Origin of the sequence: Mesorhizobium sp. NZP2077 (genome assembly GCF_013170805.1) — a bacterium.
GTDB lineage: Bacteria > Pseudomonadota > Alphaproteobacteria > Rhizobiales > Rhizobiaceae > Mesorhizobium.
In genome coordinates, this window is record NZ_CP051293.1 from 4,985,640 (window position 1) to 4,997,846 (window position 12,207).

11 protein-coding genes are annotated in these 12,207 nt (G+C 62.6%); 5 read left to right on the top strand and 6 right to left on the bottom strand.

Annotation, left to right across the window (positions count from 1 at the left end; genetic code table 11):
• Positions 1-28 precede the first annotated feature (28 nt).
• Entirely contained in the window at positions 29-478 is a 450-nt protein-coding gene (locus HGP13_RS25000; protein ID WP_172230031.1) for a nucleoside deaminase, read from the top strand.
• A gap of 39 nt (positions 479-517) precedes the next feature.
• Here the strand turns inward: HGP13_RS25000 and HGP13_RS25005 are convergent, their stop codons facing one another.
• Both HGP13_RS25005 and ileS read right to left on the bottom strand, forming a co-directional pair.
• A complete protein-coding gene (locus tag HGP13_RS25005; protein ID WP_172230034.1) occupies positions 518-1,213 on the bottom strand; it encodes a hypothetical protein in 696 nt (231 codons plus the stop codon).
• 251 nt (positions 1,214-1,464) lie between these two features.
• The gene (ileS, locus tag HGP13_RS25010) at positions 1,465-4,428 is read right to left on the bottom strand and encodes an isoleucine--tRNA ligase (protein WP_172230037.1); all 2,964 of its coding nucleotides are present in this window, start codon (positions 4,426-4,428) and stop codon (positions 1,465-1,467) included.
• Positions 4,429-4,471: 43 nt separating this feature from the next.
• On the opposite strand from ileS, the gene HGP13_RS25015 reads away from it, so the two are divergent.
• The gene (locus HGP13_RS25015) at positions 4,472-4,681 is read left to right on the top strand and encodes a hypothetical protein (protein WP_143748368.1); all 210 of its coding nucleotides are present in this window, start codon (positions 4,472-4,474) and stop codon (positions 4,679-4,681) included.
• On the opposite strand, the gene HGP13_RS25020 is transcribed toward HGP13_RS25015, so the two are convergent.
• Positions 4,657-5,424 (bottom strand): MipA/OmpV family protein, encoded by a 768-nt coding sequence (locus HGP13_RS25020; RefSeq protein ID WP_246707466.1) that lies wholly within the window; start codon positions 5,422-5,424, stop codon positions 4,657-4,659. The two genes, HGP13_RS25015 and HGP13_RS25020, sit on opposite strands and share 25 nt — an antisense overlap.
• A gap of 230 nt (positions 5,425-5,654) precedes the next feature.
• Here HGP13_RS25020 and HGP13_RS25025 point away from each other — a divergent pair, with 230 nt between their 5' ends.
• Complete coding sequence (locus tag HGP13_RS25025) at positions 5,655-6,209, top strand: HdeD family acid-resistance protein (protein WP_172230043.1); 555 nt, start codon at positions 5,655-5,657, stop codon at positions 6,207-6,209.
• Position 6,210: 1 nt separating this feature from the next.
• On the opposite strand, the gene HGP13_RS25030 is transcribed toward HGP13_RS25025, so the two are convergent.
• Complete coding sequence (locus tag HGP13_RS25030) at positions 6,211-7,191, bottom strand: bifunctional riboflavin kinase/FAD synthetase (protein WP_172230046.1); 981 nt, start codon at positions 7,189-7,191, stop codon at positions 6,211-6,213.
• A gap of 6 nt (positions 7,192-7,197) precedes the next feature.
• Positions 7,198-8,058 (bottom strand): TIGR01459 family HAD-type hydrolase, encoded by an 861-nt coding sequence (locus HGP13_RS25035; protein WP_172230049.1) that lies wholly within the window; start codon positions 8,056-8,058, stop codon positions 7,198-7,200.
• Between the two features lie 313 nt (positions 8,059-8,371).
• Here HGP13_RS25035 and HGP13_RS25040 point away from each other — a divergent pair, with 313 nt between their 5' ends.
• Both HGP13_RS25040 and HGP13_RS25045 read left to right on the top strand, forming a co-directional pair.
• Complete coding sequence (locus tag HGP13_RS25040; RefSeq protein WP_172230052.1) at positions 8,372-10,357, top strand: TadE/TadG family type IV pilus assembly protein; 1,986 nt, start codon at positions 8,372-8,374, stop codon at positions 10,355-10,357.
• Positions 10,358-10,487: 130 nt separating this feature from the next.
• Positions 10,488-11,120, top strand: coding sequence for a LysE family translocator (locus tag HGP13_RS25045; RefSeq protein WP_172230054.1), 633 nt, complete (start codon positions 10,488-10,490; stop codon positions 11,118-11,120).
• Positions 11,121-11,185: 65 nt separating this feature from the next.
• Here HGP13_RS25045 and HGP13_RS25050 read toward each other — a convergent pair whose 3' ends face one another.
• Positions 11,186-12,010, bottom strand: a complete 825-nt coding sequence (locus HGP13_RS25050; RefSeq protein ID WP_172230057.1) for a DUF2189 domain-containing protein — start codon at positions 12,008-12,010, stop codon at positions 11,186-11,188.
• Positions 12,011-12,207 lie beyond the last annotated feature (197 nt).

The following is a 12,207-nucleotide window of genomic DNA, read 5'->3' on the forward strand; positions in this document are numbered from 1 at the left end:
GCGAGGAGATATTCGGAATGGAAACCGATTGAAGCGGCCTGATTTCATGACTTTGGCGTTAAAGGAGGCCGAAGCGGCAGCCTTGCGTGGCGAAGTGCCGGTCGGCGCCGTCATCGCCACTGGCAACACAGTTGTGGCAAAAGCCGGCAACCGCGCCCGCGAACTTGCCGACCCAACGGCGCATGCCGAGATGCTGGTCATCCGCGAAGCCTGCGGGAAACTCTCGAGCGAGCGGCTGACCGGCCACGATCTCTATGTAACGCTGGAACCTTGCGCCATGTGCGCAGGCGCCATTTCCTTCGCCAGGCTACGCCGTCTGTATTTCGGTGCCGCCGACGAAAAGGGCGGTGCGGTGGTCAATGGCGTGCGCTTTTTCGCCTCGCCGACCTGCCACCATACGCCCGACATCTATCCGGGCATGGGCGAGACCGAAGCGGCCCTGCTGCTGAAGGATTTCTTCAGGGAACGTCGCGACTAAACCACGCCATACCGCCCGAAAAGGGCAGCGCGGCCGTTCTTACAGGGACGGCAACCAGTCGAACCAGCCGCCCTTCTTGCCTTCCGCCTCTTTCTTCAGGCGGCGCTCCTTCTTGTACTCGTCCTCGCCGAGTTCGTTCTGCGGCGCCGTATCGGACGCGACACGATAGGCCACCGGCGGCTCGCTGAGATATTTGCGAGTGTTCGGATCGCCCTGCCTGCTCTCTACAAGACGGCGCTGAATCTCGGCCGCGCGACCCTTGTCGGAATCAGCGGACGTCCATAACGGCCGGAACGGCTGGTGCTTTAAGCCTGAATCCATCGTGTCCGCCATCGCCTTTTTCACCGAAGCCGGATCCCCCTGCGTATCATCGACAATCTGTGCCTGATAGGCTGGGTCATTCTGGTGGGCGGTGGCGTCTGCGCGCAGACGCGCGCGACGCTGCTCGGGCGATTCGGGCCACTCGGCGCTTGCCGACTGGATGCTGTCCTGCGGTGCAGGCAGCGCTTCCTTCTGTCCGGGGGCGGGCTTGACCAAGGTGGGGCGCGGCTTGTAGTCGATCGGGTCCTTGCGCTTCGGCGCGAAGGAAACGGCGCCGGTGAGATCGCCGGCCAGCTGTTCGGCAGCGGTCTTGTCGGTGCCGTAGGTCGGAGAGCCCATGCAGCCGGACAAAGCGAGGCCCGATGCGACAAGCGGTGCCAGCAGCGCCAGGCGCGCATAATATCTCTCGGTCATGCCAAAAAGTCCCACTCTAGACAGCCTCTCGATCGCCACCGGCCCAAGGTCCGGTCCCCATCGTCCAAGCACTTGCGACGGAAATCCGGCGACAATTTGTCTTCCGGAGTTTCGCGTGTTTACCTCAACCACTCGTTAAGGGCAACGCACGGGGGGATTTGCACCGCCCGGCGTGGCATTTGTGCACTATTGATATTGATCGGGTGCATGTCGTTTTCCCAAAACCGCGGCGCACTTTTGGGCGACATGCACTAAAGCCGGCCGAGCGCCTTCAACTCATGCAGCACGGCGGCATCGCGCGCCGAGACATCGGGGAACGCCGGGTCCAGCCCGACATCGGCCGTGTAGCGCCAGGAACGCGCGCATTTGACCAGGCCGCGATCCTCGGCCTTCTCGACCACCACCGCAACGCCCTTGACGTCGTCGAGCGCGAAGGCTGATCCCGGCGCCTCGCCATGGGCAATGACGAGATCGCTGGTGATCGCCATCTCGGCCATGTCGACGTCCGATATCGCCGCCTCAAGCGCTGCGTCGTTGATGGTGACGACCGGCACCGCTTCCAGCGAGGAACCGATTACCTTCTGCGCCCGCGCGATCTCGAGCGCGCCGGTGACGACGCGGCGCACCTGCCGCACCTTGCGCCATTTCTCCGCCAGCGCCTCATTCTTCCAGTCCGCCGGGATTTCCGGGAACTGGTCGAGATGCACCGACACCGCATCGGGATGGCGGTCGAGCCAGGCCTCTTCCATGGTGAAGGGCAGCATTGGCGCCAGCCATTTCACCAGGCACTCGAAGAGATGGCGCACCACTTGCACCGAGGCCTTGCGCTTCAGGCTCGACGGCGCGTCGCAGTAGAGCGCATCCTTGCGGATGTCGAAATAGAAAGCCGACAGCTCGACAACCATGAAATCGAGCAGCGTGCGGGTGATGCGCTTGAACTCGAAGGCGTCGTAGCCAGAGCGCACGACTTCATCCAGTTCAGCCAGCCGATGCAACATCAACCGCTCCAGCTCCGGCATCGCTTCCAGCGGCACGGTCTCGCCATCGTCATGGGCGAGCGTGCCCAGCATCCAGCGGATAGTGTTGCGCAGCTTGCGGTAGGCGTCGATATTGGTCTGCAGCACGTTCTTGCCGAGCCGCTGGTCTTCCCAATAGTCCGTCGTCACCACCCACAGCCGCAAGATGTCGGCGCCGGACTGCTTGATGACGTCCTGCGGCACGACGGTGTTGCCTAGCGATTTCGACATCTTGCGTCCGTCCTCGTCCATGGTGAAACCATGGGTGACGACGGTGTCGTAAGGCGCCCTGCCCCTTGTGCCGCAGCTTTCGAGCAGCGAGGAGTGGAACCAGCCGCGATGCTGGTCCGAGCCTTCGAGATAGACGTCGGCCGGCCACTTCAGATCCGGACGGTCTTCCAGCGTGAAGACATGCGTCGAGCCCGAATCGAACCAGACGTCGAGGATGTCCATCACCTGCTTCCACTTGGAGGCATCGTGATTGCCTAGGAAACGCTCCTTGGCGCCAGCGGCGAACCAGGCATCGGCCCCCTCTTCCTCGAAAGCGTCCATGATGCGCTGGTTAACCGCCTCGTCCTTCAGCACGTCGCCGTCCTCGTCTGCAAAGACGGCGATCGGCACACCCCAGGCGCGCTGGCGCGACAGCACCCAATCGGGGCGCTCCTCGATCATCGCGCGAATGCGATTCTGACCGGCGGCCGGCACGAAGCGCGTGTCGTCGATGGCCTTCAGCGCACGGCTGCGCAGCGTCGTGCCGTCGCCGAGGTCCTTGTCCATATAAACGAACCACTGCGGCGTGTTGCGGAAGATGACCGGCTTCTTCGACCGCCAGGAATGCGGATAAGAATGCTTCAGACGTCCACGCGCGAACAAAGCGTTGCGCTTGATCAGCTCGTCGATGACGGCCTGGTTGGCGTTGCCCTTCTTGCCGTTGTCATCGATAACGCGCGCGGCTCCACCCTCACGGTCCGGGCCAAAGCCCGGTGCATCCTTGGTCAGGAAGCCGGCATCGTCGACAGTGAAGGGAATGGCTGCATCGATGCCGCGCGCGCGCAGATCCGCCGCCGCATCCATCCAGGCATCGAAGTCCTCGCGGCCATGGCCGGGAGCCGTGTGGACGAAACCGGTACCCGCGTCGTCGGTGACGTGGTCGCCGGCGAGCATCGGCACCGGAAACTCATAGCCGCCGCCGAGGCCCTTGAAGGGGTGCGAAAGCGTAAGGCTACCAAGCTCTTGCGATGAAACACTGCGAAGGCGATTCAAGGTCACCTTGGCCTTCGCAGAAGAATCTTCAGCCAATGCATCGGCGAAGATCAACTTTTCGCCCGGCTGTGGGCCAAAAGCATTCTCGGCTGCCGTAACCTCGTAGAGGCCATAGCTGATACGCGGCGAATAGTTGACGGCGCGGTTGCCAGGGATCGTCCAGGGAGTGGTCGTCCAGATGACGACATGCGCCTGCAGCAGATCGAGCGCGCCCTCCGTCAGTCTGGCCTCACCGTCATCGATCGGGCGGACCAGGCTGGCGACGGGGAACTTCACCCAGATCGTATCCGACTCGTAATCCTGGTACTCGATCTCGGCCTCGGCCAGCGCGGTGCGCTCGACGACGCTCCACATCACCGGCTTCGAGCCACGATAGAGCTGGCCCGACATGGCGAATTTCAGCAATTCGCCGGCGATGCGCGACTCCGCGTGGAAGGCCATCGTCGTATAGGGGTTCTTGAAGTCGCCGACGACGCCGAGCCGCTGAAACTCAGCGCCCTGCACCGAGATCCAGTGCGCGGCAAACTCCCGGCATTCCTTGCGGAATTCGTTGACCGGCACTTCGTCCTTGTTCTTGCCCTTGGCGCGATACTGCTCCTCGATCTTCCATTCGATCGGCAGGCCGTGGCAGTCCCAACCGGGCACATAGTTGGAATCATAGCCGCGCATCTGGAACGAGCGGGTGATGACATCCTTGAGGATCTTGTTCAGCGCATGGCCGATATGGATGTTACCGTTTGCGTAGGGAGGGCCGTCATGCAGCACGTATTTCGTGCGGCTGGCGGCGCTCTCGCGCAGCTTGCGGTAGAGGTCCATGTCCTGCCAGCGCTTGACCAGCACCGGCTCCTTCTCGGGCAAGCCGGCGCGCATCGGGAAATCCGTCTGCGGCAGGTAAAGCGTCTTGGAATAGTCGATCGTTTCAGCGGTATCGGTCATTGGTCTGCCATGTGCATTGCCCGGCGGCAAAGGAGCTCGGGCGTTGAACTATCATGATTTGGAAAAAGCGCGAGAGGCCGCGCGCAACATTCCCGGCGGCTCCGGCGGCGCTCAGGCCGCCCGGAACACCGGGCTCATAATTCGTATCGCAATCGCGAAAGCGCCGATAAAGTGCGTCATCACCGGGCTTTTAGCCGATGCGGCGGCAGGAATAAAGCGTCGAATCGCTTACATCGTGAAGTCGAAACGGTAGGTGGTCGACACACCGACAGTGAACTGGTTGCGGTCGCCGCGCTCCCTGACCAGGCTGGAATCGGCTGCCGGACCCTGGAGGCGCGAATATTCGCCGAACAGGCTGGCCGTCATCGGATCGGTCACCTTCCAGGTCACCGCGCCGCCGAGGCCGACGGATTTCAAGCCACCACCGGGATTGTATTGGCTGAGACCCGAGGCCACGGCTTCCTGCGCATTGACGCCATAATAAGCGTCAAAATAGTTGGCCGAGGCAAAGGACACGCGTGGGCCCCCCGAAATCCTGACGGTTGGCGTCACATCATAGAAGGCGTCGGCGGCGATATCGGCGACAAAACCATTATGGGCACGGATGCCATGTCGCAATTCGGCACGCGCGCGTAGCCAGTCCGTCGGATAGAATTCGAAGAAGCCACCGACTTCGCCACCCCAGCGGACCGGATCGAGCCCCTTGAGTTCGTCGGTGCTGTCGTCGCGCGAGAACAGGAACTTGCCGGTCAAGCCGGCGCGGACGCCGCCATCATCGACCAGCGCCAGCGAAATGTTGTCGTTGCGCGAGGTGAAGCGTGCCTGGGGACCGGCCTTGCCCAAGGAGATGATGGGCTGGGCGCTAAGCATGTATTTCTTGCCGCCCTCGAAATTCGGCGCGACAAGGCCAGTGGCGCCAACCGTCAGATACCAGTCGCCGGACAGCCAGCCGAAAGCGCCGTCACCAGCCTCGGCCGCGCCTGACGTGGCCAGCATCAGGGTAGCCAAGGCTGCAGAAAATTTCACGACCGGACTCATGGCCACTCCGCTAACACGATACAACTGTCCCTCGGCGACAGCTTTGACGAGGCTTTGGTAAAATTTGATTTAAGGCCGAGACATCCGCCTCGCATTGCCTGCACCATCGAGCCCGCTATCGGCTGGACGCGGATAGGCGCCAGGGGTAACTTCGCGGCATGCTGGCGGCCCTCAATGGAGGTGGCGACATGACCTTGCAAGGCGATACACTGAAGAACGCGATCGGCCAGACACGAGATAAGTGGGGATGGTTTGTCGGCCTGGGCGTGTTGCTGCTGATCCTTGGCGGCATTGCCTTCGGCAATCTGTTCATCGCCACGGTGGCTTCCGTCTATGTCGTCGGCTGGCTGATGCTGGTGGCCGGCGTCATCGAGATCATGCATGCTTTCGGCGTCAAGACCTGGAGCCGCTTCTTCTACTGGCTGCTCAGCGGGCTGCTTTATGCGGTCGCCGGGTTTTTCGCTTTCGACAATCCGCTTCTGGCCTCGGCGGCGCTGACCTTCCTGCTGGCCGTTGCGCTCGTCGCATCCGGCGCCCTGCGGGCCTGGGTCGGCTACAGTCACCGTCCGGAACGCGGCTGGGGCTGGATCGTCGCGGCGGGCCTCATCAGTGTGCTTGCCGGCCTGATCATCGCCATGGGCTGGCCAGTCAACAGTCTGTGGGTGCTCGGGATGTTCCTGGCGATCGACCTGATCTTCCAGGGCTGGACCTTCATCGCGGTCGGCCTGGCACTGAAAAAGTAGCTCAAAACGCGACGGCGGCGTCGAGGTCGGAGAGCGGCTTGACGCCGGCCAGCAGCGCCCTCGCCTCGGCTTCGTCGCGCTTCATCTGCACGACCAGGGCATCAAGCCCGTCGAATTTGATCTCGCCGCGCAGGAAGCCGAAGAACGAGACCTGGCAGGTCTCGCCATAGAGATCGCCGGAAAAATCGAAGACGAAGGTTTCCAGCAGCGGTGCGCCATTGTCGTCGACGGTCGGGCGGCGGCCGAAGGAGGCGACGCCGTCATGCAGCGTGCCGTCGGCGCGCCGGAAGCGGACGGCATAGATGCCCTCCTTGAGGGTAGCTTCGGCGGGCAGCCTCATATTCGCGGTGGGAAAGCCGAGCGTTCGTCCAAGCTGCTGGCCGCCGACAACCTCGCTCTCCACCGTGAAGCGATAGCCAAGCAGACCGGCAGCCTCGGCCACCTCGCCATCGCAGAGCAGAGCCCGGATCCGGCTTGACGAAACCACCTCGGCGCCCTCGTCGCGAAAAGCGACGACAAGCGTGACACCGAAGCCATGGCGTTCGCCGGCTGCCATCAGATAGGCCGGTCCCCCCTGGCGGTCCTTGCCGAAATGGAAATCGAAACCGGTTATGGCGTGGGTAATGCCGAGCGTCTTCTCCAGCACATCGGTGACGAAAGCTTCCGCCGACAGCGAGGCGAAGTCGCGCGTGAACGGCCGCTCGACGAGCGCGGCGAAGCCCAGCAAAGACAAGAGCCGCGCCTTCATCGGCGGCGGCGTCAGCACGAACAACGGCATGTCAGGCCTGAAGACCTTGCGCGGGTGCGGTTCGAAGCTCAGCACGAGAGCCGGCACGTCACGCCGCACAGCCTCGGCCAACGCCCGTTCGAGCACCGCCTGATGGCCACGGTGGACGCCATCGAAATTGCCGATCGCGACAACGCCGCCACGCAGATCGGCGGGCAGCGGCGCGGTTGCCGAGAGATGCTGGAAGGCTACCATTGCCACCTACTGCAGTCTGACCATGACGGCTAACGGACGATAGCCGTGCCGTTCCAGGAAGAGCCCGAGCTTTGCCGGATCCGGCCGGGATGCATCGCCGTAGTCGCGGGCATGAATGCCGCCAGAGATATAGAGAACGTCGAAACCATTGTCCGCCGCGCCCTTCACGTCGGTCATCATGCCGTCGCCGATGGCCAATATCCGAGAACGCTCAAGCGGCCGGCCAAGCACCTCCGCCACCTCCTTCATCGCGACATCATAGACAGGCGCGTAGGGCTTTCCGGCGATCAGCGTGCGGCCGCCAAGCTGGGCATAGTCCCGCGCCAGGGCGCCGGCGCACCAGATGATCCGTTCGCCGCGCTCCACCATGATATCGGGATTGGCGCAGATGAACGGCAGGTTCCTGGCCCGCAATCGGCGCAAAATGTCCGCATAATCCTCGGGCGTCTCGACCTCGTCATTGAAAAGCCCGGTGCAGACGACGCCGGTGGCCTCGAATTCCTCGACCCGTTCGACATCGAGACCGTCATAGAGGGTCAGATCGCGCTCTGCGCCGATGTGGAAGACTTTTCGCGGGCCTTCCGCGATCAAGTCACGGGTGACGTCGCCCGAGGTCACCACGCGGTCGTAGGTTGACGGAGGAACGCCGATTGCGCTCATCTGAGCAACGACATCGGCGCTGCGGCGGGGCGAATTGGTGATAAGGACAACGGGAATACCGGCTGCCCTTGCCCTGGCCAGCGCCGCCGCGGCCGCCGGAAAATGCCATTCGCCATTGTGCACCACGCCCCAGACATCGCAAAGAATTGCCGAATAGGCCTTCGAGACGTCTTCGAGCGAGCCGACGATTTCAGGCGAATCCGCCATGCGGTGTCCTTCAATATGAGCGTTGCGAGCGCCGCGACCGACGGTTCGCCGCAGCGGCTTCGAATTATCCGAACCGGCCCATGCTGTCACCAGCTTTCATGCATCGCCGGCTGATCGACAGGTTTGCTTGCGAACGTCCTGCCTCGGCAGGGCGTTCTGTTTTTGGAGGGGATCGGGGGCCTCTGCCCTTGCATTGGTTAGCGGTTGGTGAAGCGCCAGCCAAGCAATAGAGCGGTTTCCCAAACCCGTCCTTCAGCGTTTTGTGGAAAGCTGGCGCCGATCGAGAATCCGCCGGCGGGGGCCGCTGCAAGACATGCGTGAACTTTGGCGCCAGTTCCGCCGCGACAGACGTGGCAACTATGCTCTTATGACTGTCGTTGCGATGGTGCCGCTGATGGGCGGCCTGGCGATCGCGGTCGACTTCACGGAAATGAACCGCGAAAAGCAGATGGTGACGAATGCGCTCGACGCCGCCAATTTCGCCACCGCGCGCCGGCTGACGGAAGGCGCGACCGACGACCAGTTGAGAGCCTATGCGCTCGACTTCTTCAATGCCAACCTGAACGATATCGATCCCGCCAGCGCGACGCTCAACGTCACCTTGCCGAGCAACACCAGCGGCGGCGGCCTGCTCACGATGACGGCGCAGCTTGCCTACAAGCCCTATTTCTATCCTGCCTTCGCCCAGCTCGTCGGTAAATCCGCAACCGATGCGAACCAAAGGATCAACTTCAACGTCACCTCCCAGGTGCGGCTGAAGAACACGCTGGAAGTTGCCCTGGTGCTCGATAATTCCGGATCGATGACCACGCTGGGCACAGGCTCGGGGCAAAAGCGCATCGATCTTCTCAAGACTGCGTCCAAGCAACTGGTCGACACGCTGGCCGCGCAGGCGGTCATGATCAAGCAGGTCGACAAGCCGGTGCAATTCGGCCTAGTGCCCTTTGCCGCTTCGGTCAATGTCGGCCCCGGCAATGGCAACGCCTCATGGATGGACACAGAGGGCCTGTCGCCGGTGTCGAACGAGAATTTCGACTGGTCGACGTTGAACGCGGCCAACAAATACGCCCAGCAGACCAATGGCATCTGGTACAAGCGCGGCACCGGCTGGGGCAGCGCGGAAGGCCAGATGCTGACCCGGTTTTCGCTCTACCGCGATATGCAGGTCGTCACCAACCATGAGCGCGTCGTCAACAGCAAGCGCGTGGTTTGCGACGAATACAATTCGAACAACACCTGCAAACGCAGCCACGACGAATACGACTACATCGATTCCTACGGTCCGTTCGCCAGTTGGCAGGGCTGTGTGGAGGCCCGGCCCTACCCCTACAATGTCAACGACACGCCGCCATCCGGCGGCTCGGCCAACACCGGCATAGGCGTCGGCGATCCGGCAACGATGTTCGTGCCGATGTTCGCCCCGGACGAACCCGGCAATCACTGGAAGCTCACCCAGGATCCCGACGAAGCCGCTCCGGTTACCTACGGCGCGGTGAACAGCTGGTGGAACGACGATCCTTCGAGCAGCACCGGCCAATCACGGTTGCGCAACATGGCCAAATATTTCCAGCCGCGGCCGATCGATGCGCCGGCGCTGCCCACTGGCAACGGCCCGAACTACAGCTGCACCACCGGTGCAATCACACCGCTGACCGATGTCAGCGTCGCCGATGGGCAAACCGCAATCAAAGCCGCGATCGACCTGATGCAGCCAAACGGCGGCACCAATGTTCCTGAGGGCATGGCGTGGGGTTGGCGGGTGGTCTCCAGCGGCGAACCGTTCACGCAAGGGCGCCTGGAAACGGAAAAAGGTAACGACAAGGTGGTGATCGTGCTGACCGACGGCGCCAACACCTACTATACGCCGTCTTCGCTGGGCTATTCGGATCCCGCCGGCTCGAAATCGACCTATGCGTCCTACGGCTATCTCAAGCCCGGCTATAACGGCACCTCGGTCGGCCGCATGTTCATGGGCACGTCGAGCGCCATCGGCCAGTTGGACTATTCGAACGGCAACTACACCAACGCGCTCAACGAGCAGATGGCGACGCTTTGCAACAACGCCAAGGCGGCCAACATCATGGTGATGACCGTGGCGCTCGACCTGTCGACGACTAAGGCCGACGAAAAGCTGGCGATCGATGCGCTGAAATCCTGCTCGTCGGACTCGCGCTTCCGCAAGGATTTGACGGATCCGACCAAGCCGGCCAAGCTGTTCTGGAATGCGACCGGCGCAAGCCTGTCGAACGACTTCAAGGAAATCGGCAACGAACTGTCGAACCTGCGGGTGGTCGGCTGACCGAACCTCTGGCGCAACGCCTGGCGCCGCCAAGCCCTTGCGGCCGCCTGCCATGACGGGCACATATTGGCCGCCTGCTAGATCGCGTATCCATCGCGGCGCGCCTGCGACAAAGCTTGGGGGACGAACAATGCCCGATACCGCCAACCATCTCGCCTTCGCGCTGGTCTGCCTCGGCATGGTGCTGACGCCTGGCCCGAACATGATCTACCTGATCTCGCGTTCGCTGTCGCAAGGGCCGAAGGCCGGACTGATCTCGCTTGGCGGGGTCGCGGTCGGCTTCCTTTTCTATGTGGTTTCGGCGGCGTTCGGCATCACCGCGCTGCTGCTCGCCGTGCCCTACGCCTATGACGCGCTGCGCTTTGCCGGCGTGCTCTATCTCTTGTGGCTTGCCTGGCAAGCGGTGAAGCCAGGCGGACGTTCGCCGTTCCAGGTGCGCGACCTGCCGAAAGACCGGCCGCGCAAGCTGTTCGCCATGGGGCTGATGACCAATCTGCTCAATCCCAAGGTGGCGGTGCTCTATCTGTCGCTGCTGCCGCAATTCATCAGCATCGGCAAAGGCCATGTCCTGTCGCAGCTGCTGGTTCTGGGCGCGACGCAGATCACGATCAGCCTGACCGTCAATGCCATCATCGCGGTGACGGCCGGCTCTATCGCCACGTTTCTCGCCGGACGCCCATTGTGGCTGGTTATCCAGCGCTGGATGATGGGAGGCGTGCTGACGGCGCTGGCGCTGAAAATGGCGACCGACGCACAGCGCTGAGGACCTCTCGCTGAGCATGATCTTTTCCCAAAACCGGTTCCCACTTTTGGGGATCATGCTTTAGCCTACATCGGCCGGCGGATCGGCCGGATCTGCGCCGGCTCGATCACCTTGCGGTAGAGGTGCCAGGTGGCGTGACCCAGGATCGGCATGACCACGGCCAGCCCGGCAAACAGCGGGATGGAGCCAATCACCAGCAGCACGGCAACCAGCAGCCCCCACAGCGCCATCTGCAGCGGGTTTGCCATCACCGCGCGGGCCGAGGTTTCGATTGCCGAGACGGCGCCGACATCACGGTCGAGCATCAGCGGAAAGGCGATCACCGTTGTCGCCAGCACGACCACGGCAAAGACGAAACCCGCCGCATTGCCAAGCACAATCAAGGTCCAGCCCTTGCCGGTCGTCAGCACTTCGCGGACAAAGGCGCCGATCGAGGCCGGCGGCTGGTCGCCGAACAGGCTGGTGTAGATCGATTGCGCGGTGAACAGCCACAGCAGAAAGAGGGCAAACAGCATGATGCCGATGACGGCGATCGACGGCAGCGCCGGGGAACGGCGCACATCCAGTGCATGGCGCCAGTCCGTGTTCATGCCGAGCTCGCGCCGGCGGCTGATCTCGTAGAGACCGATCGCCGCAAAAGGCCCGACCAAAGCAAAGCCCGACATCAAGGGGTAGACAAGCTGGATGGCATTGGAGCCCGAGGTCCACTGCGTCAGGATCAGGCCGACAACCGGGTAGATCAGGCCCAGGAACACGTAGTGGGACGGTCTTGCCCAGAAATCCTCGGCGCCGAGCTCGAGCGCGCCCCAGAGATCCGTGGTGGTGATGCGGCGCACCGTGGGCTGCACATGCATCCCATACGCATTCGCCATGACATGAAAGCCGGCCATAACCATCCTCCCGTGTGTCGGGGCGGTCACCGCCGAGATGGCCGCCCGCAGCTGCCACTAGTAGATGTGGCACCATAGCCGATTTGCCAGGGGCTGTCGCCAAATCGATGACATTTATCCGTTCCTCGTTGCGCTCATCCAAGTTTCGCCACTAATTTGACCCGCTCTCGCAGACATTCGGTTTGGTCAACCATTGC